Raw genomic sequence first — 22,015 nt, forward strand, 5'->3', positions numbered from 1 at the left:
TGAGGTTCCGCTACCCGCACCGCTACGCAGCGCGACCGCAAATATCGTTTAAATTAACGTCTTGCGCGTTAAACTGAACAAGGTGCATGATAGCCAGCACCCGTCGACCGGGGGCGCGTCCTAGCCGCGCACCACCGGGAAGTTCCGATTCCTTGGAGACAGTGATGTCCCAACAGACCTCTGCGGACGCCGAGCCGTTGCGGCCGGCCAGCAGACTCGACCGCATCGGTATCCCCAGGCAGCTGTTCTGGGGCTTCATCGCCGTGCTGATCTTCATGATCGGCGACGGCGTGGAGACCACCTTCCTCTCGGACTACCTGCAGCAACCCGAGGGCGGCGGACTGCCCGGCGCGACCGCGGCGTTCGCCACGGTCACCCTCTACGGCGTCGCGGCCATGATCGCCGCGTGGTTCTCCGGGACGCTCTCCTCGATCTGGGGCCCGCGCCGGGTGATGTGGCTCGGTGGCGCCTGGTGGGTGGTGTTCGAGGCGCTGTTCCTGTTCGTGGCGCTGCCGTCGCACAACGCGGCGTTCATCGTGGCCACCTACGGCATCCGCGGCTTCGCCTACCCGCTGTTCGCGTTCGCGTTCCTGGTGTGGGCGCAGATCGCCAGCCCCACCAAGATGCGCGGATCGGTCGCCGGGTGGTTCTGGTTCGCCTTCACCGGTGGTCTGCCGACCCTGGGCGCGGCGTTGGCCGCGGTCTCCATCGGCGTGTTCGGCCTGAGCCAGCACGGCACGCTGGTGCTGTCGCTGGTGGTGGTGCTCGTCGGTGTGCTCATCGGTAGCTTCGCCGTCCGCGAGGAGCACGGCCTCAAGCCGATCGCCGACGAGACGGTCGCCAACCCGCGCAGCCTCAAGCGGCTGGGCGAGGGCGTGGACATCCTCTGGCGCGACCGCCGCACCCTGGCCGGCGGCCTGATCCGCATCGTCAACACCGCGCCGCAGTACGGCTTCTTCGCGATGTTCCCGTTCGTGCTCGGCCCGGCCACGCCGGGCGGCGGCTTCCTCACCGCCCCGCAGCTGGCCACGCTCGCGTCGATCAGCTACGGCGCGAACATCGCCGCGAACCTGTTCTTCGGCGTGTTCGGCGACCGCTTCGGCTGGCGCCGCACGATCACCTGGTTCGGCTGCGTGGGCTGCGCCATCGCGACTCCGCTGTGGTACTTCACCGCGGTGTCCACCCAGAGCTTCGCGGTGACCGCCACCTTCGGCGTCGTCTACGGCATCCTGCTGGCCGGGTTCGTCCCGCTGTCGGCGCTGATGCCGTCGATGGTCTCGCCCAAGGACAAGGGTTCGGCCCTGGCGATCCTGAACTTCGGTGCCGGTGGCGCGGCGTTCGTCGGCCCGGTCGTGGTCACGATCCTGTTCCCGCTGGTCGGCGGCGGCGGGGTGGCCATCGCGTTCAGCGCGCTCTACATCCTGGTGGCGTTCCTGAGCCTGAAGGTGAAGGACGGCTGCGACCCCGGTGAGCAGAAGTTGGCGCAGCGAGCTGCGGAGCACGTCGCGACGGCCCGGTCCTCCGCGTAAGGTCCGCCGCCGCCGCCGTGAGCCCGCGTCCCTAGGACGCGGGCTCACGTGCATTCGGCCGTCGTCGCCGAGCGCGACCAGGTGGCTGCCGCCCGGGGTGAAGGCGAGTGGTCCGGCGATCCGGCCGGGGAGGACGGCCGTCGTGGTGCCGAGGACCGCGATCCGGCCTTCGCCGTCGCGGGCCGCGACGATCGGGATGTCGCCGTCCAGCACGGCGAGCGCGGGATCGGAGGTAGCGGCGGCGTCGATCGCGGCGACCGGCGACCATCCCGCGCGTTCGCCGAGCACGACCAGCCGCCCGGTCCCGGCCTCGCGGAACGCCGCGAACGCCTGGCGGCCGCGCGCGACGGCAACGGATCCGGCCGGCCGGTGCGCTTCCGACGGCGCGACGAGCCGGCCGCCGGAGCCGTCGAGCCGCCAGTGCAGCAGCCCGGATCGCGCGGTGGCGAAGACGTGCACCTCGCCGGTGCCGGTCAGCAACGTCGAGACGGTGTCGACGACTCCGGTGCCGCCGAGGTCCGTCCAACCCGCCTGATCGGCGAATCGGGTGCTCACGCCGCCGCGCGCGTTGCGGACCGCGACCAGGATCCTGCCGTCCGGTGTCGCGACGGCCGCCGGTGGTCCGGCCTGCAAGAGCGGTGCTTCGGCCGGCGGAGAGCCGAGATCCCGCCAGCGGTTCTCCCCGGTGCTCAGCAAGATTCTGCCGGTGCGGTCCTGAATCACGAGCGTGTCCGGATCAGCGAATCCCACCGAACCCTCGCGCGGCACGAACCCCGATGTGTCCACAACGGACTCTCCGGATTCGTCGCCTTTGAAGAGAATTCCAGTGCGAACATAGGCGTACGAGATCCCGCCGTCTCGGCTGGCCGTGGCCCAGGTCGCGCTCCACGGCCAGCGGTGCCGCATGCTTCGCAGCCACGTCGCATAGGGCTCCGCCATGCTCACCTCGGCGTCGTGGGCGGCGTAGCGCACGAAGATCGCACGCTTGTCGGAGACGATCTCCGCCGGCAGGTTCGGCGGGGCGTCGGCGATGTTGTAGTCGCGGTAGTGGATCAGGTGCGCCGATCCGGCGGAGCGCATCGCGAGCTCGGCGAATCGCGCGGTCATCACGTGGTCCGGGTGATCGTGGTGGCTTTCCCACTGCGGCTGGTACCGGGCGTCCGGCTCGGGATCGTGGGTCCGCACGATCCCGGGCGCGAACCGCCGGTGGAGCCGGGCCAGCGCATCGAGCAACGAGGCGCGGTCGTGGACGCTGGTTCCCGACAGCGCAGAACCTTCCGGTTGCAGCGTCTCGACCCTGGCCGTCGGGTCGTGCCAGAGCCGGGTCAGCGCGTGCTTGCCTCCCGTGGCGTGCGGATCGTTGTCGTCGGGCAGGTTCAGGAACACCAGCCGCACCTGTGGCCGATCGCGCAAGGTCTGCACCTCGGCCTGACGGCCGCCGGGCAGCGGCAGCCCGGAGCGGTGCCAGCCGTCGGGCACTCCGGCCATCGCCGCGAACGCCGCCCGCGCCCCGGCCTGCCGCTGCGCGGCATACCTCGCGGCGGGTCGCACGTCGCTCTCCCCCGCCGTCAGGAACACCGTTGTCACGGTCGCGCCGGAGCGGATCGAGATGGCCAGGTCCGGGTTCATGAACAGGATGTCGTCGTCGGGGTGCGCCACGACCTGCAGGTGGGAACGTGCCTGCGCGGCAGCGGCGGGATCGACGAGCAGCGCGATCAGCAGCATTGCGATCGCGGCGGCGAGTGCTCTCATCGCGGTTGCCTCCTCGGGCGCAGCGGGACGACGGACAGCACGATCGCGAGCAGCGCTCCCGCACAGGCCAGCAGGAGGTGCAGGGCGAATCCGGGCGGGCTCCAGGACAGCGCGAGCGTGCCGCTGGGCAGGCCGGGTGGCAGGCGCACGACGAGCAGGCCCGCTTCCGTGCCGTCGACCGGCACGTTTCGTCCGTCCACTGTGGCCCGATAGCCCGGCCAGGCCAGGCGCGCGAAGACCAGCTCCGCCCGGTCGCCGGTGCGGCCGAACCGCACGACCTCGCTGCGCTGCCCGTGCCGCAGGTCGTCTAGGACCTCCACGCCGCGGCTGGCGCTCAACCGCCCGCGCGGCCAAGGCAGGGCCGATTCCCGTTTCAGCACAACGACATCGCGGTTCCGCCGGGCGACCCGCCAGCCCGCCGGCGCTTCGGGCACCTCGCGGAGCCGTCGTTGCACCACGACGTGGGTCGCTTTGAGCTGGTCGGCCAGCCCGTCCGGCTGCCACAACCGGTCGTAGGCCTGCGGGCAAGTGGCCCCGTAGTAGCTCAGGCAGAGCCGGCGGTGCAGGGCGTCGTGACCGATGCCGGTGTAGGACGCCAGGCTCGCGACCCCGGCCGCCGCGTGCATGTTGCCGAACAGCAGGTGCCGCCATGCGCTCCGGGAAGCGACGTCGGCGGGTGGGATCAGGTCGCGGTCGGCGATCTGCACCAGCGTTCCGCCGCGAAACTCCGAGTAGCGGGACCGGAGTTCGGCGATAGCGGTCGGGAAGTTGTAGACAGCGACATCCCGGTTGGCCGGAAACCAGGCCATTTGCAGCGCAAGCGCGCAGACCGTGCCGAGGTGCAGCACCGCGGCCATCAACTGTTTGCGGTGCAGCGCGACAGTGAGCAGCACGACGATTACGCCCAGCGACACCAGGTGCTTGGGCGCCTGCGCGGGCCACGCCGCGAACGAGAGGTACCCGCCCACCAGCACGGAGCCCGCAGAACAGGCCAGCCGCACCTTGAAGTGGTCCGTGCGCAAGCCCCGCGACAGCGCCACGGCGAGCAGCACCGCCAACGCCAGGTGCAGCACGGCCACGTGCCGCAGCGGCCAGCGGAACAGCCACACGTTGGACGGCCCCAGGCACAGCAGGAAGTAGCAGGCCGCCACCACCGCCGCGCACCGGCAGCGGCGCCACAACGCTCCGGCGGACCGCCAGTCCAGCCAGGCCAGCAGCGGGACGGCGAACCACGCGAAGTAAGTGGCGGGCACCGACATCCGGAAGGTGCCGAAGGACAGGATCTGCGGCACGAACGAGGGCATGCTCGCGGTCAGCAGGTCGCCGATGCCCGGCACCAGCCGGCCGATGTTGAACAGCTCGTGCCCGGACCGCCAACCCACCGCCGAGGTCGCCAGCACCGGGACGAAGACCAGCGGCAGGCTCGCCGCGACCGCCACACCCACCAGCACCAACCGCCGGATGCGCGGCCGGTCCCGGCCGGTTTCGGCCAGCAGCCCGGCGAAGATCACGCCCAGCGCCAGCACACCGTAGGGATCACCGGCGGAGACGCACAGGTAGCACAGCAGCCACGGCACGAAAGCCGGCATCCGCCCGGCCGCCATGCCGCGCAACGCCCACCAGGCCCACGGCAGCCACGCGAAGCCCATGAGCCCGCCCGCCCAGGTCGCGGCCTGGAAATACAGCACGAACCCGGACACCGGCAACGCCACCGCGAGCACCGACGCGACGCCGCGCGCCGCCCCGTAACCGCGGCAGAGCAAGAACGTTCCGACACCGAGCGTGACGAGGAACTGGGTTTTCACCACCGCCGCGCCGACCGCGAGATCGCCGAGCCACACCACCAGCAGGAAGTCCAGCAGGTGCACCGGATTCCAGATCCCGAACAGCGCCTCGGCGGCCAGGTTCCCGCCCATCCACGAGTCGACGTCCAGGCCCAACGGCCAGTCCCCGGCCAGCAGCCGTTCGCCCAGCCGGTGCCACATCGGCAGGAACTGCGCCGCGCTGTCGTCCCAGAAGTAGAACGACGGGTTCACCAACACCGGGAACTGGCTCAGCAGCGCGACGGCCACCCCGACACCGGCCGCACCCCGCCAGTCGACGCGCCTATCGGGGCGGTGTGGCCGTTCGGTCAGCACCGCCTTGCTCAGCAGGAACGTCACCGGCACCACGGTCAGCCCGGCCGCGACCGGAGCGAGCCTCGAATCGACGCCGAACACCGCCACCGAAACCGCGACGACGGCGGTGCTCAACCCGATCACGGCCAGGTTGGACAGCGGGAACAGCAGCAGGCTGCGCCGATTCGGCGCCACCCCGAAGGTGAACCGGCAGTTGAGCAGGTACGAGCACAGCATCGCCGCGGCCGTCGCGACCAGGTGCGCCAGCAGGTACGGCACCAGCAGCCACAACGCCAGGTAGACGCTGCAGTGCACGGCCGTGTTCGCGCCGCCGACGAGCGCGAACCGCAGGAGCTCCGATCTGCTTGCCTTGCGCCACATCACTCCCCCTGCAACGCCAGATCGGCGGCCGGGCGCAACCTGCGCTCGCGGGCCTGCGGATGGAATTCCGGGCTGGACTCCTTGACCAGGTAGTGCGGCCGGCGCTTGGCCTCGAAGTAGCTCTTGCCCAGGTACTCCCCGAGCACCCCGAGGAACAGCAGCTGCAGCCCGCCCAGTCCGACGACCCCGGCGAGCAACGTCGCATAACCGGGCACGTGCACACCGTCCACAATGGTGTTCGCCACGACGAAGAGCACGTAGGCACCGGCCAGCAGCGCCACCAGCACGCCCAGGTAGATCGACAGCCGAAGAGGCCTGCTGTTGAACGAGGTCAGCCCGTCGATGCCGTAGTTCACCAGCGCGCCGAAGGTCCACCTCGAACCGCCGCCGCCCCGCGGCACGTTCCGGAACGACACGTACGCCGTGTCGAAGCCGATCCAGGCGAACAGCCCCTTGGAGAACCGGTGATACTCCTGCAACGACAGCACCGCGTCGACGGCGCGCCGCGACAGCACCCGGAAATCCCCGGCACCGTCCTGCAATCGCACGTCCACGAGACGCCGGCACGCCCAGTAGTACATTTTGGACAGTGCCGACCGGCAGCGGTTCTCGCCGTCGCGGCCGCGCCGGGCGACGACCTGGTCGTAGCCGGAGTCCAGCAGCGCCAGCATCCGCCGCAGCAACCGCGGCGGATGCTGCAGATCGGCGTCCAGCAGCGCCACCCGGTGGCCCCGCGCATGCCGCAACCCGCACAGCATCGCCGCTTCCTTCCCGAAGTTCCGGCTCAGCGACACGTAGCGGAAACGCGGGTTCAGCGCCGCCAACCGGCGCGCTTCGGGCAGCGTCCGGTCGGTGCTGCCGTCGTCGACGAGGATCACCTCGTAATCCCGGACGCGCCCGGACAGCGCCGCGACCACCGCGTCGTGCAACCGTTGCAGGCCGTGCTCCTCGTTGAAGCACGGCACCACCATCGAGAGGTACATGGCAGGTCTCATCCCAGGTCGGTCGACTCCCACAGGAACCGGGAAGCCGCTGTGGGCCAAACGAATCGGCGCCGACCGTAGGGTCCGGGGCGCGCGGCACCCCCTCCCGACACACCGGCGAATAGTCCGCCCGGGCGGCTTTTCGCCACATGGCCACCCGATCGCGCAGCCAGGCGCCGGAAATGGCAGGCTGGCCGCATGCCGTCCGCCTCGTTCCCACGCCGCAGCGCCCGCACCCAGGGCTTCACCCTCGGCGCGCCTCGGAGCTTCACCGCCGGCGCCACCGTGCTGTTCCTGCGCTCCGCAGGCGGCACCGAACGCAGCAACGCCCTCTGGGCGCTGGACACCGGAACCGGCCGGGAGCGGATGCTCGCCGATCCGGCCGCGCTGCAGGTGACGGACGAGGTGTCGGCCGAGGAGCAGGCCCGGCGCGAACGCGCGCGCGAACGCGCCCTGGGCATCACCGGCTACGCCACCGACCGCGACGGGAGCCTGGCGGCCTTCACCATCTCCGGCCGGCTGTTCGTCGCCGACGTCGCCACCGGCGCCGCCCGCGAACTGCCCGCCCGGCAGCCGGTCGCCGATCCCCGGCCCGACCGCGACGGGCGCCGGATCGCCTACCTCTCCGGCGGCCAACTGCGGGTGATCGATGTGGACGGTTCCGGTGACCGCGCGCTCGCCGAACCCGACGGCGCCGACATCACCTGGGGCGCCGCGGAGTTCATCGCCGCCGAGGAGATGGACCGCCACCGCGGCTACTGGTGGTCACCCGACGGTTCGCGGCTGCTGGCGGCCCGCGTCGACGAATCCCCGGTGCAGCACCTGTACCTCGGCGATCCGTCCGCCCCGCTGAGCGAGCCGACCGCAATGCGCTACCCGGCGGCCGGCACCGCCAACGCCGACGTGTCACTCGCCGTCCTGGACCTCGACGGCAACCAGGTGGACGTCGAATGGGACCGCCAGGCCTTCCCGTACCTCGTCACCGCGCACTGGTCCGAGCACGGCGCCCCGCTGATCGCGGTGCAAGCCCGCGACCAGCGCACCCAGCTCGTGCTGGCCGTCGACCCGGCCACCGGGCGCACCACCGAGGTGCACCGCGACACCGACCCGCACTGGGTGGAGATCAAACCCGGCTGGCCCGCCTGGACCCCGGACGGCCGACTGGTGCGCATCGCCGCCGGCGACGGCGCGTACCGGCTGGTGGTCGGCGATCAGCCGTGGACCGCCGCGCCCCTGCAGGTGCGGGGCATCCTCGACATCGGCGAGAACGACGTCCTGATCTCCGCCTCGGAGCAGGACCCGACCCAGGTGCACCTCTACCGCGCCACCGCCGCCGGCGCCGAACGGATCACCGAGCAGCCCGGCGTCCACACCGGAACGCGCTCCGGCGACGTACTCGTCGTCGCCACGTCCACAATGGACGAGCCGCGCACCCGGGTGCGGGTGCGCCGCGGCGACCAAGAAGTCGCCGAGATCGAGACTCTGGCCGAAGACCCCGCCGTCGACCTCAACGCCACACTCCTCCGCCTCGGCGACCGCGAGCTGTGCAGCGCCCTGCTGCTGCCCAACGACTATGACCCGGCCGACGGCCCCCTGCCGGTGCTGCTCGACCCGTACGGCGGCCCGCACGCGCAGCGCGTGCTCGCCCGCCGGCAGGGCTACCTGACCTCGCAGTGGTTCGCCGACCAGGGCTTCGCGGTGCTGGTCATCGACGGCCGGGGCATGGCCGGGCGCGGCCCCGACTGGGACCGCGCCATCGCCGGCGACCTCGCCGGCCCGCCCCTGCAGGACCAGGTCGACGCCCTGCACGCGGCCGCCGCGCAGCATCCCGAGCTCGACCTCGACCGGGTCGCCATCCGCGGCTGGTCCTTCGGCGGCTACCTCGCCGGGCTGGCCGTGCTACGCCGCCCGGACGTCTTCCACGCCGCCGTAGTCGGCGCCGGCGTGGTCGACTGGCGGCTGTACGACACCCACTACACCGAGCGCTACCTCGGCGACCCCACCGAGGTTCCCAAGGCGTACGTGGAGAACTCGCTGCTGGCCGACGCGGGCAACCTCGAACGCCCGATGCTGATCGTGCACGGCACCGTGGACGACAACGTCATCCTGGCCCACGCACTCCGGCTCTCGGCCGCGTTGACCGCGTCGGCCCGCCCGCACAACGTGCTACCGCTGGCGGGCGTCAGCCACATGCCCACCGAGGAGACCACCAGCGAGAACCTGCTGCTGCTCCAGGTGGACTTCCTGCGCAAATCGCTGGCGCGCTAGAGGATTTCCAGCGGAACCGGATGCGGCGGCGCTGGGAAGCCCGCGTCGAGCTCGGCGAGATCGGCCGCCGACAACTCGATGTCCAGCGCCGCCCGGTTCTGCTCCACGTGCGCCACGGTGGATGCCTTCGGGATCGCGCACACGCCGTCCTGCGCCAGCACCCAGGCGATCGCGATCTGCGCCGGAGTCACCGAATGCCGCTCGGCGACCCGCCGCAACGCCGGCTCGCCCAGCAGCCGCCCCTGCTCGATCGGCGAGTACGCCATCACCGGCAACCCCTGCTCCCGGCACCACGGCAGCAGGTCGAGCTCGATGCCGCGCCGGGTGAGGTTGTAGAGCACCTGGTTCGTGGCGGATCGCCGGCCGAGTTCGCTCTCGAACAGCTCCGACATGTCCCCAGGACCGAAATTGCTCACCCCGAAATGCCGGAGCTTGCCGTCGGCACGCAGCTGCTCGAACGCGTCCAGCGTCTCCGCCAACGGCGTGCTGCCGCGCCAGTGCAGCAGGTACAGATCCAGGTGATCGGTGCCCAGCCGCCGCAGGCTGCGCTCGCACGCGGCGACTGCGTCGCGACGCCCCGCGTTGTGCGGATACACCTTGCTGACCAGGAAAGCCTCGTCGCGGCGCCCCGCGATCGCGGCACCGACGACCTCCTCGGCGCCGCCGCTGCCGTACATCTCGGCGGTGTCGATCAGCCCCAGGCCGAGGTCCAGGCCGCGCCGCAGCGCAGCCACCTCCGCCGCGCGCTGCGCGCGCCGCTCGCCCATGCCCCAGGTGCCCTGCCCCAGCACCGGCAGCTCCTGCCCGCCGGGCAGTCGTAGGCCTCGCATGCACACTCCGTTCCAGGTGGTGGATCAAAGCCGGGCGTGTGGCCGAGAATACGGATCAGCGCTGCTGCGGCAGCACGGCCACCAGCTCGAAGCCGCCGTCCGCGGACGGCCCGGCGTCCAGCCGCCCACCCGCCATCTGCACCCGCTCGGACAAACCCGCCAGCCCGGACCCGCTGCTACCTGCCTCGACGGCCGGTAGCGCACTATCAGGAGCACCGTTGCTGACGGCGATGTGCAACGAGCCCCCGCGGCACATCAAGCTCACCTTGATCCCCGCGCCCGGAGCGTGCTTCGAGGCATTCGTCAGCGCCTCCTGAACCACCCGGTACGCGGCCCGCTCCACCGCCGCCGGCACCCCATGCGGCTCGCTGAGCTCGGAAGACAACTCCACATCCACGCCTGCGGCGCGCGCCCACACCACCAGCTCCGGGATCTTGTCCAATCCGACCTGCTGCCCCGCCGTGCCCAGCCCCAGCGTCGCGCGCATCTCGTCCAGCGCCTGCTTCGCCAACCCGCGCAGCCGGCCGGCGGTCTCCTGCGCGGCGGGATCACCGGTCGTCGCCGCCAACGCGGCCGACTCCACCGCGATCAGGGTGACGTGATGCCCGACCGCGTCGTGGATCTCCCGCGCGATCCGGGCCCGCTCCTCCGCGCGCGCCGTCTCGTCCTTCGCCCGCAGCTCCGCCTCGGTGGCCTCCTCCAGCCGCCGCAGGCTGTCGGCCAGCTGCTGCCGCAGCGCCACCAACGCCCCCAACGCGGTCGGCGCACCGGCGGCCGCCAGCACGAAAGCAAAGGTCAGGACAATCGAACCCGCCCCGAGCGACTGCGTGATCAGCACCGGCGTCACCGCGACCGCCGAGGCCACCAGAACCCCGCCGACCAGCGTCCGCACCCGCGGCCGCGCGCGCCCCAACGCGTACAACGCCACGACCGTCGCCGGCCACCCCAACCCACCGGCCAACGCGGGCATGCACAGCAGCACCGAGACCCACGGCCACCACCGCCGCAACGGCAACAACGCGGCGGCCGCCAACCCGGACACCACCGCGTACCCGAACGGATCCGGCGCGGCCAGCACCGCAGCAGCTGGAAGCCCGACGGCCAGCGCCTCGGCACCGAGCCGCCGCCACCCCACCGAACTCACCGGAAGTCGCCCGCCACGCGCTGCGCGATCAACGCGGCCTGCACCCGGTTCTGCGCACCGAGCTTGCTCAACACCGTCGACACATAGCTCTTCACGGTCGCCTCGGTCAGCCCGAGCCGAACCCCGATGTCGGCGTTGGACCGGCCATCGGCCAACAGCTGCAGCACCTGCCGCTCCCGCCCGGACAACCCCCGCACCAACTGCATCTCGTGCGCGTTGTCGGTCGCGGTGCGGAACCTCGGCAGCAGCCGCGCGGTGATCCGCGGATCCAGCACCGCCCCACCCGCCGCCAGGTCGTGCACCGCCCGAACCAGCATCGCCGGCTCGGCGTCCTTGAGCAGGAACCCGCGCGCCCCGAACCGCAAGGCATCGGCCACGTAGTCGTCCAGGTCGAACGTCGTCAACACCGCCGACACCGGCGGATCCGCCAACGCCGTCAGCGTCCGCAACGCCGTCAACCCGTCCTTGCCGGGCATCTGCACATCGATCAGGGCGACATCCACGCGATGCGCGCGCACCGCCGCCAGCAACTCGTCCCCGTTGCCCGCCTCGGCGACCACCTTGATCGTGCCGTCTGCCTCCAACAACACCCGCAGGCCACGCCGCAGCATCGCCTCGTCATCGGCCAGCACAACACGGATCGGCCCCCCGCCGTCCTCAGCCCGCACCACTCGGTCACCTCCCCTGTTCCGAGGGTCGCCAGCAGATTAGCGGGACAGCGGAAACGCAGCGCGCACGCCACCCGAGCGCACGGTGATCAGCGGCGACCGCCCTTGGCCTTGCGCTCCCGCACCCGCACCGAGATCCGCACCGGGCTGCCCACGAAGCCGAACGTCTCCCGGAACTTGCGCTCCAGGAACCGCCGGTACCCGGCCTCCAGGAACCCGGTGGTGAACAGCACGATCGTCGGCGGCCGCGACTGCGCCTGCGTGGCGAACAGGATCTTGGGCTGCCTGCCGCCGCGCACCGGCGGCGGGTTGGCCGCGACCAGCTCCGAAAGCCAGCCGTTCAACCGGCCGGTCGAAATCCGGGTGTCCCACGAATCCAGCGCGGTGCGCAGCGTCGGCGCCAGCTTCGCCACCGCCCGGCCGGTCCTGGCCGACACGTTGACCCGCTCGGCCCACCGCACCCGCACCAGCTCGCGGTCGATCTCCTTCTCCAGCTGGTGGCGCCGGTCCTCATCGACCAGGTCCCACTTGTTGTAGGCGATCACCAGCGCCCGACCGGCTTCGACGACCATGGTGAGCACCCGCAGATCCTGCTCGCTCAACGGCTCGGAACCGTCGATGAGCACGATCGCCACCTCGGCCGCCTCGATGGCCGCCTTGGTGCGCAGCGACGCGTAGTACTCGGTACCGCTGGCGGTCTTCACCCGCTTGCGCAGCCCGGCGGTGTCGATGAACCGCCACACCTCGCCGTCCAGCTCCACCAGCGAGTCCACCGGGTCCACCGTGGTGCCCGCGACGTCGTGCACCACGGACCGCTCTTCCCCGGTCAGCTTGTTGAGCAGGCTCGACTTGCCCACGTTCGGCTTGCCGACCAACGCGACCCGCCGCGGCCCACCGGTCGCGCCGAAGATCTCGCGCGGCGTCTCCGGGAACACGTCCAGCACGGCGTCCAGCAGGTCACCGGAACCGCTCCCGTGCAACGCGCTGACCGGCATCGGCTCGCCCAGCCCAAGCGACCACAGCGAATGCACGTCGGAGACGCCGCGCTGGTCGTCGACCTTGTTCGCGGCCAGCAGCACCGGCCGCTTGGACCGGCGCAGCACCCTGGCCACGGCCTCTTCGGTCTCGGTGGCGCCGACCCGGGCGTCAACCACCAGCAGCACCGCATCCGCGGTGTGCATCGCCAGCTCCGCCTGCGCGGCCACCGACGCCTGCAGGCCCTTGGCGTCCGGCTCCCACCCGCCGGTGTCCACCAGCGTGAAGCGGCGCCCGTTCCACAGCGCGTCGTAGGCCACTCGGTCCCGGGTGACACCAGGGGTGTCCTGCACGACGGCTTCCCGGCGGCCCAGCAACCGGTTCACCAGCGTCGACTTGCCCACGTTCGGGCGGCCGACCACGGCCAGCACCGGCTGCGGCTTCGGCGGCGCCTCACCCTCGGGCGCTTCGACCTCGTCGAACTCCGCCCACTCGGCCTCATCGGACCACGTGCCGTCCAGGCCTTCCACCGACTCGTCGGTCACGCTCGTTTCCCTCTCGAATAGTCTTGGTCCTGGTCCGCGACCAGCCGATCCAACTCGGCGATCAGCTCGACCAGTTCGGTGCGCACCGCCTCGGTCGCCACGACCAGCCCGGTGCGGCCCTTGCCCGCCGGCAGCGTGATCGGCTCCCCGAACAACACGTCGATCCTGGGTAGCAGCCTACGGCCCGCACCCTCCGGGCGACGCGTGCCCCGGCAGGCCACCGGCAGGATCTGCGCCTCCGACGCCCGCGCCAGCCACGCCGCCCCGTGCTGCGCGTTCGCCACGTCTCCGTCGCCGCGGGTGCCCTCCGGGAACACCCCGACCAACCCGCCGGCCCGCAACACCCGCACCGCCGCCAGCAGCGGGGTGCGGTCCGGTTCACCGCGACGCACCCCGATCTGCCCGATGCGGCGCAGGAACCAGCCCAGCGGGCCGCGGAACATCTCCTGCTTGATCAGGAACACCGCGTTGCGCGGGATCATTCCGAACAGCAGCGGCCCGTCCGCCATCGAACTGTGGTTGGCCACCAGCACCACCGGCCCGGTGCGCGGAATCCGCTCCGTCCCGTGGATCCGCACCCGATACGGCAACCGCACGATCCGCCGCGAAATCCACTGGCCGAACCGGTGCAGCCCACCGGTCGCGCCCTCGGGCAGGGTCTCGTCGCTCATGGCGTCGTCCGCTCCGCCCCGGCCAGCAGGCCGCGGCTCTCCACGTGCTTGTGCAGCTGTTCGAGCACCTCCACCACGTCCAGATCCGTGGTGTCCAGCTCCACCGCGTCGTCGGCCTTGCGCAGCGGCGCCACCTTCCGGCCGGAGTCCAGCGCGTCCCGGCGCTGCACGTCGGCGTGGGTGCGGTCCAGGTCCCCGGCGCGCCCCTCCGAAACGTCCTGCGCCGTGCGGCGCTGCGCGCGGGCGTGCGCGGAAGCCGTCAGGTAGACCTTCAGGCCCGCATCCGGCACCACGACGGTGCCGATGTCCCGGCCTTCCACGACCATGCCGCCCGGCGACGCCAACGCCTCGCCGATCAGCTGCCGCTGCTGGGCGACCAGCTGCTCCCGCACCTCGGCGACCGCCGACACCGCCGACACCGCGCCGGTCACCTCCGGGCCGCGGATCTCCCGCCCCACGTCCGCGCCTTCCAGGAACACCGACGGCCGCTCCGGGTCGGTGCCCACGGTCAGGCTCGCCGCCCGCACCACCTGCGCCACCGCGGCCGCATCCGACTGTTCGACCGCCGCGCGCAGCACGGCCAGCGTCACGGCCCGGTACATCGCGCCGGTGTCGAGGTAGGTCGCCCCCAACGCGGACGCCAACTTCCGGGACACCGTCGACTTGCCGGTGCCCGAAGGGCCGTCGAGCGCCACCACACCGCGGAGCCTGGCGTGTGCCACGTGCATGTCCTTCCCGAGCCGGAACCGATCGGCCCGGCACCAGCCGGACCAACCGTCCATTCTGCCTGGTCCGCCCACGCGCATCCCAATCGCGTCCAGATCCATCCGGACCGTGGGACAAATACGAAAGATCTCCTAATACAGTCTTGGACGTGGACGTAACAGTGACCCCCTTGCCGGGGCTCGGCACGCAGCAGGACTTCACCACCCGCTCCGGCCACCGCATCGGCGTGATCACCTACCGCGACGGCCGGTTCGAGCTGATCGTCTCCGACCACGAGGACCCGGACAAGGTGGCCGCTTCGGTGGCCCTGACCACCACCGAGACCAGCACGCTGGCCAACCTGCTGGGCGCCCCGCAGCTGGTCGCGCAGCTCAACGAGCAGCAGAGCGAGGTCGCCGGGATCACCACCTGGCAGCTGTCCGTCGCCTCGGGCTCCCCGTACGCCGGCCGCACCCTCGGCGACACCGAGATGCGCACCCGCACCTCGGCCTCGATCGTCGCGGTCGTCCGGGACGGCACCGTGCATCCCTCGCCGCGGCCGGACTTCCAGTTCGCCGCCGGGGACCTGGTGGTCGTCGTGGGCACCTCGAAGGGGCTGCGCGCCGCCAGCGAAATCCTGGAAAAGGGCTGACGAAGCCCGCCCCGAACACTTTCCCGGTCACCGGACCGGGACACGCGTCACCAACGGCGGTCCAACGCGTGCCGAACCCCTAACAACTCCATACGCAGGGAACACGCGAGAGGAAACACGGTGCACGACACGGCGATCTCCCTAATAGAGCTGGGTGCGGTTTTCTTCGGTCTGGGCATCCTCGGGAGACTCGCATGGAAAATCGGGGTGTCACCGATCCCGCTCTACCTGCTCGGTGGGCTGGCCTTCGGCACCGGCGGCCTGGTCCCGCTGCACGGCATCGAGCCGTTCACCCACCTGGCCTCCGAAATCGGCGTGGTCCTGCTGCTGTTGCTGCTGGGCCTGGAGTACTCCGCGGGTGAACTCGTCACCGGCTTACGCCGCTCGTGGCTGGCCGGCATCATCGACATCGTGCTGAACGCGGTGCCCGGCGCGCTGGTGGCGCTGCTGCTGGGCTGGGGCCCGCTCGGCGCGCTCACCATGGCCGGCGTCACCTACATCTCCTCCTCCGGCATCGTCGCGAAGGTGCTCGGCGACCTGGGTCGGCTGGGCAACCGGGAAACGCCGGTGATCCTGTCGATCCTGGTCTTCGAAGACCTCGCGATGGCCGTCTACCTGCCGATCCTGACCGCCGTGCTGGCCGGGGTCAGCTTCCTCGGCGGCCTCACCGCGGTCGGGGTGTCGCTGGTCGTGATCACCCTGGTGCTGGTCGTCGCGCTGCGCTTCGGCAAGTACGTCTCCGCGCTGATCGACAGCCCCGACCCGGAGGTCTTCCTGCTGCGCCTGCTGGGTTCGGCGCTGCTGGTCGCGGGCATCGCCTCGGAACTGCAGGTCTCGGCGGCGGTCGGCTCGTTCCTGCTGGGCATCGCGATCTCCGGGTCCACGGCGGCGAACGCGACCCGGATGCTGGAGCCGCTCCGCGACCTGTTCGCCGCGCTGTTCTTCGTCGTGTTCGGCCTGAACACCGACCCCAGCCAGATCCCGCCGGTGCTGCCGATCGCGCTGCTGCTGGCGGTGGCGACCGTGGTGACGAAGGTGATCACCGGCTGGTTCGCCGCCCGGATGCAGGGCGTCGGCAAGATGGGTCGACTGCGGGCCGGTGCCGCGCTGGTCGCGCGCGGTGAGTTCTCCATCGTGATCGCCGGTTTGGCGGTCGCCTCGGGAGCGGTGCCGGGCGAGCTCGCGGCGCTCGCCACGGCCTACGTGCTGCTGATGGCGATCCTCGGCCCGGTGGCGGCCCGGGTCGTCGAGCCGGTGGCCCGCCTCTTCCTCTCCCGCCAGGCCAAGAAGGTCTGAGCAAAAAAGCCTTCGGCCGGTCCAGAGCGGATCGGCCGAAGGCTTTCTCTCGGAGACTAAATTTCACTCAACACTGAATCCATTAACGCTGTAGACATAGCGAGCCGGTCGCACCAGCGCAAGACGGGTCTGAAAAGCCTCAGAGGCCGACGGCCCGGTACAGCGAGCCGACTTCCTGCTGGTTCAGCGGCCGGATCGCGCCCGGGCGCTCGCTGGTCAGCCGCACGTCGCCGATCCTCGTCCGCACCAGGCGCTGCACCGGGAAGCCGACGTGCTTGAGCAGCCGCCGCACGATCCGGTTGCGGCCCTCGTGCAGCACGATCTCCACCAGCGCCCGGTTCTGGTTCATGTCGACCAGCTTGAACCGGTCCACCTTCACCAGGCCGTCCTCCAGCTGCACGCCGTCGCGCAGCCGCTGCCCGAGATCCTTCGGGATCGACCCCAGCACCTCGGCCAGGTAGGTCTTGCGCACCTTGTACGACGGGTGCATCAGCCGGTTCGCCAGCTCCCCGTCGTTGGTGATCAGCAGCAGGCCCTCGGTGTCCTGGTCCAGCCGGCCGACGTGGAACAGCTTGCCCTGCCGTTCCCGCAGGTAGTCACCGATGCACGGGCGACCCTTGTCGTCCGACATGGTGCACAGGATGCCGCTCGGCTTGTTCAGCAGCAGGTGCGTCAGGTCGTCGTTGACCATCACCCGGTTGCCGTCCACGTGGATCACCGCGGTCGCCGGGTCGACGCGCCGTCCCAGCTCGGTGACGAGCTCGCCGTCGACCTCGATCCGACCCTCGACGATCATCTCCTCGGCCGCGCGCCGCGACGCCACCCCGGCCTGGGACAACACTTTCTGCAGCCGCACGCCTTCGGAATCGGCTTTGCTGGACGGGGAACGGTGCTCAGACGTCATCAATCGAATCCACTTCGGGCAACAAGGGGGCGAGCGGCGGCAATTCCTTCAGCGACGACAGCCCCAGCCGCTCCAGGAACAGCTCGGTCGTGCAGTACAGGATGCCGCCCGTCTCCGGGTCGGTTCCGGCCTCTTCGATAAGGCCGCGCCCTACCAGAGTACGGATGACGCCGTCGACGTTCACACCCCGTACTGCCGCGACCCGCGAACGCGTCACCGGCTGCCGGTAGGAGATCACCGCGAGGGTCTCCAGCGCGGCGCGCGTCAGCTTCGAGCGCTGCCCGTCCAGCAGGTACCGCTCCACGTACGGCGCGTACGTCTCCCGCGTGTAGAACCGCCATCCGTCCCCGACGCGCCGCAGGTCCACGCCGCGCTCCGCCTCGGCGTAACCGTCGGAAAGCCGCCGCAGCGCGGCCCGGACCCGGGCCACCGGCTGCTCCAGCGTGTCGGCCAGCAGCTCCTCGCCCGCCGGCACGTCCACCACGAGCAGCAGCGCCTCCAACGCCGCGTCCAGCGCGGAATCGGAGGTCAGGTCCGGCACGCCCGGCGTCTCCACCGCCTCGGGCTCCGCCGCCGGCGGCGCCTCGGGGCTCTCGTCGTTCGCTGCGGTCACCCGTACTCCTCTTCGTCCTGGCTGGCGCGCTGCTCCTCGGCGTCGGCCTGCGCCTCCGCCACGCTGCCGCCAACCCAGCGCACGAGCAGTTCGCCCAGCGGGTCCTCCTGCTCGAACTGCAAGACCTTCTCCCGGTAGAGCTCCAGCAGTGCCAGGAACCGCGCCACCACCTCGACGGTGTGCCCGCAGTCCGACACGAGCTCCGCGAACGTCGCACTGCCCTTCTCCGCCAGCCGCACCCGCAGCAGCGCCGCGTGCTCGCGCACCGAAACGCCGTGCTGGTGGATGTGGTCCAGCGAAACGGTCGGCGGCGGCTTCGGCCGGAACACCGCGGCCGCGATCTCGGCGAACCGCTCCGGCGGAACCCCGATCACCACCTCCGGCAGGAGGTTCACGAACCGGTCCTCCACCGACACCGAGCGCGGATAGCGCCGCAGCGCCCCGGCCTCCAACTCGCCGAACAACGCGGCGACCTGCTTGTAGGCGCGGTATTGCAGCAACCGGGCGAAGAGCAGGTCGCGGGCCTCCAGCAGCGCAAGGTCGGCCTCGTCCTCCACATCCGCGGAGGGCAGCAGCCGGGCCGCCTTCAAGTCCAGCAGGGTCGCGGCGACCACCAGGAACTCGGTGGTCTCGTCCAGGTCCCAATGCTCGCCGAGCGCCTTGGTGTAGGCGATGAACTCGTCGGTGACCTTGTGCAGCGCCACCTCGGTGACGTCCAGCTGGTGTTGCGAGATCAGCTGCAGCAGCAGGTCGAAGGGGCCTTCGAAGTTCTCCAGCCGCACCATGAACCGGCCGTTCGCGCCGGAGTCCTCGTTCGACCGTTCCTCCGGTACCGCGGGGTCTGTCACTCGCCGGGCTCCTGCAGGCGCCGGACCAGCACCGAGTCCGCGCCGTTGCGATCGAGGTCGGCGAGCACCACGGCAACCGCTTCGCGCACCACCCGGCCCCGGTCCACGGCGATGCCGTGGTCGGCCCGCAATGCCAGCCGCGCCTGCTCCAAGCCCAGCAACTCCTCGTCGGACACGTACACGGTGATCTTCGAATCGTGCTTGCGCCGCCCCGAACCGGACCGGCCACCCGCGGGCTGTGCCGCGGCCGGCTCCGGCTCCGGCGGGTCCGCCTGATCCGTCCGAGGAACAGTAGTACGGAACAGTTCGGCAGCTCCTGGCAGGGCGACCCGCCGACTCATCGGGCGATCACCTCGCGCGCCAGCTCCCGGTACGCCTGGGCGCCGGCCGAGCGGGGCGCCCAGCGGGTGATCGGTTCGCCGGCCACCGTGGTCTCCGGGAACCGCACCGTGCGGTTGATCACGGCGTCGAAGACGACGTCGCCGAACGCCTCGACGACGCGCGCCATCACCTCGCGGGAGTGCAGCGTGCGCGGGTCGAACATGGTCGCCAGGATGCCGCTGATCTCCAGCTTCGGGTTCAGCCGCTCCCGGACCTTCTCGATGGTGTCGATCAGCAGCGCCACCCCGCGCAGGCTGAAGAACTCGCACTCCAACGGGATTATCACGCCGTCCGCGGCCGCCAACGCGTTCACCGTCAGCAGGCCCAGCGACGGCTGGCAGTCCACCAGCACGTAGTCGTACTCCGCCAGCGCCGGCTGCAGCACCCGGTGCAGGGTCTGCTCCCGGCCCACCTCGGCGACCAGCTGAACCTCGGCCGCGGACAGGTCGATGTTGCTGGGCAGCAGGTCCATGCCTTCGACGCTGGTCTGCCGCACCACGTCCTGGACGACGACCGGGCGTTCCATGATCACGTTGTAGATGGTCTGGTCGAGCTGGTGCGGCTGGACACCGAGGCCGACCGAGAGCGCGCCCTGCGGATCGAAATCCACCAGCAGCACCCGGCGTCCGTACTCCGCCAGCGCTGCGCCGAGGTTGATCGTCGACGTGGTCTTCCCGACGCCGCCCTTCTGGTTGCACATCGCGAGCACCGACGCGGGACCGTGCCGGTCCAGCAACGGCGGCTCCGGGATGTGCCGACGTGGCCGGCCAGTCGGACCGAGACCGCGCGGATTCGGCGCGAGGCCGACGTCTTCCGCGCGACCCGTCGTCTCCGGGGCGATGCTCAGGTCGACCGCGCCCCGGGGCCGCCCTTCGGCGGCGGGCTGCGGTAGCGACATGGCGATCTGACTCCTTTGGTGCCGGTGGCGATCAAACGCAGCCTAAGTGGCATTCGTTACCAGCGGCAACGCGCCTCGCCGACGTATCGGAAGTTCCCTGTGATCTCCGTGTGATCAACGTCTACCCCCTGCGCCGCCAACCCGCATTCGCAACGTCACCAACTCACTCCGTAGCGTGTGCGCGCGGATGGGCCGTCGCGTAGACCTCCCGCAGCGTGTTCACGGTGATCAGGGTGTAGACCTGGGTCGTCGTGACCGAGGCGTGGCCGAGGAGCTCCTGCACCACGCGGACGTCGGCGCCGCCCTCCACGAGGTGCGTGGCGAACGAGTGCCGCAGCACGTGCGGCGAAACCGAGCCGCCGATTCCGGCGCGCTGCGCGGCGATCTTCAGCGCGTTCCACGCGCTTTGCCGGGAAAGGCGGGTTCCGCGCGAATTCAGGAACACCGCGGCGTTTCCGCGCCCGCGCGTCGCCAAACCGGGCCGGGCTCGCACCAGGTACGCGTCCAGCGCCGCCAGCGCCGGCCGGCCGATGGGCACCAGCCGCTGGCGGCCGCCCTTGCCGTCCAGCAAGACGGTGCGGTTGGTGCCGTCGATGTCGTCGAGATCCAACCCGACCGCCTCGGAGATCCGCGCACCCGTCGAATACAGCAGCTCCAGCAGTGCCCGGTCCCGCATGCCCCGGGCGTCGTCGCCACCGGCGTGATCGAGCAGCTTCCCGACGTCATCGATGGGCAGCGCCTTCGGCAGCCGCTTGGGCAGGCTCGGCGGCGCGACCTCGCGCGCGACGTCGACCGCCAGTTGCCCTTCGGCGTACGCGAAGCGGTGCAGGCCGCGAGCGGCCACCAGGGCCCGGGCCGACGACGAAGGCGCGAGCGCGGGCCGCTGCTCGGTGCCTTCCCGAAGCTCGGCCAGGAATCCGGACAGGTGCTCCGAGCGCACCTCGGCGAGCCCGGAAATCCCCGCCCCGGCCAGGAACTCGGCGTACCGGCGCAGATCCCTGGCGTAGGAGTCGAGGGTGCTGCGGGCGGTGCCGCGCTCGACGGCGAGGTGGTCGAGGTATCCGGTGATCGCCCCGCGCAGATCCGGCGGCAGCTCCTCGAAACCCCTCACCGGGCGGCGAAGCGCTGGGGCCGATCCGGCCATTCGGCGTCCGCCGGGCGCGCCTGCGCCCGGCCGTCGCGAACAGCCTGGGCGGCGAGCAGCCCGGCCACGCCGGGACCGTTGACGATCTCCCCGGCCAGCGCCATCCGCACCGCCTCGGCCAGCGGGAAGCGCCGGATCACCAGGTCCGCCTCCTCGTCCCCGACCGCCGCCGGACGATCCACATCGGACAGCCCGGTGGCCAGGAACACCCGGACGCACTCGTCGGTGAAGCCCGGCGACGTGGCGACGTCGACCAGCACCGACCAGTCCTGGGCCGCGAGCCCCGCCTCCTCGGCGAGCTCCCGCTGCGCCGTGCGCACCGGCTCCTCGCCCGCCACGTCCAGCAGCCCGGCCGGCAGCTCCCAGAGCCGCCGGCCGAGCGGATACCGGTACTGGTGGATCAGCACGACCTGGTCGTGCTCGTCCACGGCCACCACCGCGACCGCCCCGAGGTGCTCGACGACCTCGCGGCGCGCGTGCCCGCCACCGGGCATCCCGACCTCGTCGGCCCGCAACGCGAGGATCTTCCCCACGTACACGTCCTCGCTGGCCAGGGTGGTGAATTCATGCTCGCCATCGGTGCGCGCGACACCGTGATCCGTCGTGTCCACGCCGCCACCTTAAAGTCTGTTTTTAAAGCGGCGGCAGCCGCTTGCGGTGTGGGACTCAGCTTGCACCGCCGCGGGTTCTCAGACGTCTTCTCGCGAGGAC

At 71.2% G+C, this 22,015-nt stretch carries 20 protein-coding genes and 1 pseudogene; 5 read left to right on the forward strand and 16 right to left on the reverse strand.

Annotation, left to right across the window (positions count from 1 at the left end):
* The first annotated feature begins 164 nt into the window (after nucleotides 1–164).
* The gene (locus AB0I53_RS25770) at nucleotides 165–1,529 is read left to right on the forward strand and encodes an MFS transporter (RefSeq protein ID WP_358607874.1); all 1,365 of its coding nucleotides are present in this window, start codon (nucleotides 165–167) and stop codon (nucleotides 1,527–1,529) included.
* A gap of 142 nt (nucleotides 1,530–1,671) precedes the next feature.
* Complete coding sequence (locus tag AB0I53_RS25775) at nucleotides 1,672–2,064, forward strand: hypothetical protein (RefSeq protein WP_358607877.1); 393 nt, start codon at nucleotides 1,672–1,674, stop codon at nucleotides 2,062–2,064.
* Between the two features lie 557 nt (nucleotides 2,065–2,621).
* Here AB0I53_RS25775 and AB0I53_RS25780 read toward each other — a convergent pair.
* From AB0I53_RS25780 to AB0I53_RS25790, 3 genes and pseudogenes are all read right to left on the reverse strand, one after another.
* Nucleotides 2,622–3,281: pseudogene (locus AB0I53_RS25780) on the reverse strand (PIG-L family deacetylase); the annotation flags it as partial.
* Nucleotides 3,278–5,779 carry a GtrA family protein gene (locus AB0I53_RS25785; protein ID WP_358607880.1) on the reverse strand — a complete coding sequence of 834 codons (2,502 nt, stop codon included), beginning with the start codon at nucleotides 5,777–5,779 and terminating at the stop codon, nucleotides 3,278–3,280. The gene AB0I53_RS25785 and the pseudogene AB0I53_RS25780, both read right to left, overlap by 4 nt.
* Nucleotides 5,779–6,762 (reverse strand): glycosyltransferase family 2 protein, encoded by a 984-nt coding sequence (locus AB0I53_RS25790; protein WP_358607883.1) that lies wholly within the window; start codon nucleotides 6,760–6,762, stop codon nucleotides 5,779–5,781. Before AB0I53_RS25790 ends, AB0I53_RS25785 begins: the two co-directional genes overlap by 1 nt.
* A 198-nt stretch (nucleotides 6,763–6,960) precedes the next feature.
* Between AB0I53_RS25790 and AB0I53_RS25795 the strand changes: the two genes are divergently transcribed.
* Nucleotides 6,961–9,030 (forward strand): prolyl oligopeptidase family serine peptidase, encoded by a 2,070-nt coding sequence (locus tag AB0I53_RS25795; RefSeq protein ID WP_358607886.1) that lies wholly within the window; start codon nucleotides 6,961–6,963, stop codon nucleotides 9,028–9,030.
* Here AB0I53_RS25795 and AB0I53_RS25800 read toward each other — a convergent pair.
* The 6 genes from AB0I53_RS25800 to cmk all read right to left on the reverse strand — a co-directional run bounded on the left by AB0I53_RS25800 (nucleotide 9,027) and on the right by cmk (nucleotide 14,591).
* Nucleotides 9,027–9,860, reverse strand: coding sequence for an aldo/keto reductase (locus AB0I53_RS25800; RefSeq protein WP_358607889.1), 834 nt, complete (start codon nucleotides 9,858–9,860; stop codon nucleotides 9,027–9,029). The two genes, AB0I53_RS25795 and AB0I53_RS25800, sit on opposite strands and share 4 nt — an antisense overlap.
* Nucleotides 9,861–9,915: 55 nt before the next feature.
* Entirely contained in the window at nucleotides 9,916–11,004 is a 1,089-nt protein-coding gene (locus AB0I53_RS25805; protein ID WP_358607892.1) for a histidine kinase, read from the reverse strand.
* The gene (locus AB0I53_RS25810) at nucleotides 11,001–11,672 is read right to left on the reverse strand and encodes a response regulator transcription factor (RefSeq protein WP_358607956.1); all 672 of its coding nucleotides are present in this window, start codon (nucleotides 11,670–11,672) and stop codon (nucleotides 11,001–11,003) included. The genes AB0I53_RS25805 and AB0I53_RS25810 overlap by 4 nt, the downstream gene beginning before the upstream one ends.
* 89 nt (nucleotides 11,673–11,761) lie before the next feature.
* The gene (der, locus tag AB0I53_RS25815; RefSeq protein WP_358607895.1) at nucleotides 11,762–13,192 is read right to left on the reverse strand and encodes a ribosome biogenesis GTPase Der; all 1,431 of its coding nucleotides are present in this window, start codon (nucleotides 13,190–13,192) and stop codon (nucleotides 11,762–11,764) included.
* Nucleotides 13,189–13,863, reverse strand: coding sequence for a lysophospholipid acyltransferase family protein (locus AB0I53_RS25820; protein ID WP_358607898.1), 675 nt, complete (start codon nucleotides 13,861–13,863; stop codon nucleotides 13,189–13,191). Before AB0I53_RS25820 ends, der begins: the two co-directional genes overlap by 4 nt.
* Nucleotides 13,860–14,591 carry a (d)CMP kinase gene (gene cmk / locus AB0I53_RS25825; RefSeq protein WP_358607959.1) on the reverse strand — a complete coding sequence of 244 codons (732 nt, stop codon included), beginning with the start codon at nucleotides 14,589–14,591 and terminating at the stop codon, nucleotides 13,860–13,862. Before cmk ends, AB0I53_RS25820 begins: the two co-directional genes overlap by 4 nt.
* A gap of 146 nt (nucleotides 14,592–14,737) precedes the next feature.
* Here cmk and AB0I53_RS25830 point away from each other — a divergent pair, with 146 nt between their 5' ends.
* The gene (locus tag AB0I53_RS25830; RefSeq protein ID WP_358607901.1) at nucleotides 14,738–15,220 is read left to right on the forward strand and encodes a TrkA C-terminal domain-containing protein; all 483 of its coding nucleotides are present in this window, start codon (nucleotides 14,738–14,740) and stop codon (nucleotides 15,218–15,220) included.
* A gap of 120 nt (nucleotides 15,221–15,340) precedes the next feature.
* On the forward strand, nucleotides 15,341–16,516 hold the full coding sequence (locus tag AB0I53_RS25835) for a cation:proton antiporter (protein WP_358607904.1): 1,176 nt from the start codon (nucleotides 15,341–15,343) through the stop codon (nucleotides 16,514–16,516).
* A 139-nt stretch (nucleotides 16,517–16,655) separates the two neighbouring features.
* On the opposite strand, the gene AB0I53_RS25840 is transcribed toward AB0I53_RS25835, so the two are convergent.
* From AB0I53_RS25840 to AB0I53_RS25870, 7 genes are all read right to left on the reverse strand, one after another.
* Nucleotides 16,656–17,420 (reverse strand): pseudouridine synthase, encoded by a 765-nt coding sequence (locus tag AB0I53_RS25840; RefSeq protein ID WP_358607907.1) that lies wholly within the window; start codon nucleotides 17,418–17,420, stop codon nucleotides 16,656–16,658.
* Nucleotides 17,410–18,033 (reverse strand): SMC-Scp complex subunit ScpB, encoded by a 624-nt coding sequence (scpB, locus tag AB0I53_RS25845; protein ID WP_358607909.1) that lies wholly within the window; start codon nucleotides 18,031–18,033, stop codon nucleotides 17,410–17,412. Before scpB ends, AB0I53_RS25840 begins: the two co-directional genes overlap by 11 nt.
* Nucleotides 18,030–18,881, reverse strand: coding sequence for a segregation/condensation protein A (locus tag AB0I53_RS25850; protein ID WP_358607912.1), 852 nt, complete (start codon nucleotides 18,879–18,881; stop codon nucleotides 18,030–18,032). Before AB0I53_RS25850 ends, scpB begins: the two co-directional genes overlap by 4 nt.
* A complete protein-coding gene (locus AB0I53_RS25855) occupies nucleotides 18,878–19,222 on the reverse strand; it encodes a hypothetical protein (protein ID WP_358607915.1) in 345 nt (114 codons plus the stop codon). The genes AB0I53_RS25850 and AB0I53_RS25855 overlap by 4 nt, the downstream gene beginning before the upstream one ends.
* Nucleotides 19,219–20,160 (reverse strand): ParA family protein, encoded by a 942-nt coding sequence (locus AB0I53_RS25860; RefSeq protein WP_358607918.1) that lies wholly within the window; start codon nucleotides 20,158–20,160, stop codon nucleotides 19,219–19,221. The genes AB0I53_RS25855 and AB0I53_RS25860 overlap by 4 nt, the downstream gene beginning before the upstream one ends.
* A 163-nt stretch (nucleotides 20,161–20,323) precedes the next feature.
* Nucleotides 20,324–21,304, reverse strand: coding sequence for a site-specific tyrosine recombinase XerD (gene xerD / locus AB0I53_RS25865; RefSeq protein ID WP_358607921.1), 981 nt, complete (start codon nucleotides 21,302–21,304; stop codon nucleotides 20,324–20,326).
* Nucleotides 21,268–21,915 carry an NUDIX hydrolase gene (locus AB0I53_RS25870; protein ID WP_358607924.1) on the reverse strand — a complete coding sequence of 216 codons (648 nt, stop codon included), beginning with the start codon at nucleotides 21,913–21,915 and terminating at the stop codon, nucleotides 21,268–21,270. Before AB0I53_RS25870 ends, xerD begins: the two co-directional genes overlap by 37 nt.
* Between the last annotated feature and the right edge of the window lie 100 nt (nucleotides 21,916–22,015).

Origin of the sequence: Saccharopolyspora sp. NPDC050389 (assembly GCF_040655595.1) — a bacterium.
Taxonomy (GTDB): domain Bacteria; phylum Actinomycetota; class Actinomycetes; order Mycobacteriales; family Pseudonocardiaceae; genus Saccharopolyspora.

Excerpts from the sequence above, each read along its gene's own strand:
- AB0I53_RS25820 (WP_358607898.1), bottom strand. The coding sequence starts at position 13,863 with ATGAGCGACGAGACCCTGCCCGAGGGCGCGACCGGTGGGCTGCACCGG.
- AB0I53_RS25790 (WP_358607883.1), bottom strand. The coding sequence starts at position 6,762 with ATGTACCTCTCGATGGTGGTGCCGTGCTTCAACGAGGAGCACGGCCTG.
- AB0I53_RS25800 (WP_358607889.1), bottom strand. The coding sequence starts at position 9,860 with ATGCGAGGCCTACGACTGCCCGGCGGGCAGGAGCTGCCGGTGCTGGGG.
- AB0I53_RS25785 (WP_358607880.1), bottom strand. The coding sequence starts at position 5,779 with ATGTGGCGCAAGGCAAGCAGATCGGAGCTCCTGCGGTTCGCGCTCGTC.
- AB0I53_RS25855 (WP_358607915.1), bottom strand. The coding sequence starts at position 19,222 with ATGAGTCGGCGGGTCGCCCTGCCAGGAGCTGCCGAACTGTTCCGTACT.
- AB0I53_RS25795 (WP_358607886.1), top strand. The coding sequence starts at position 6,961 with ATGCCGTCCGCCTCGTTCCCACGCCGCAGCGCCCGCACCCAGGGCTTC.
- AB0I53_RS25840 (WP_358607907.1), bottom strand. The coding sequence starts at position 17,420 with ATGACGTCTGAGCACCGTTCCCCGTCCAGCAAAGCCGATTCCGAAGGC.
- xerD (WP_358607921.1), bottom strand. The coding sequence starts at position 21,304 with ATGGCCGGATCGGCCCCAGCGCTTCGCCGCCCGGTGAGGGGTTTCGAG.
- AB0I53_RS25770 (WP_358607874.1), top strand. The coding sequence starts at position 165 with ATGTCCCAACAGACCTCTGCGGACGCCGAGCCGTTGCGGCCGGCCAGC.
- AB0I53_RS25860 (WP_358607918.1), bottom strand. The coding sequence starts at position 20,160 with ATGTCGCTACCGCAGCCCGCCGCCGAAGGGCGGCCCCGGGGCGCGGTC.
- cmk (WP_358607959.1), bottom strand. The coding sequence starts at position 14,591 with ATGCACGTGGCACACGCCAGGCTCCGCGGTGTGGTGGCGCTCGACGGC.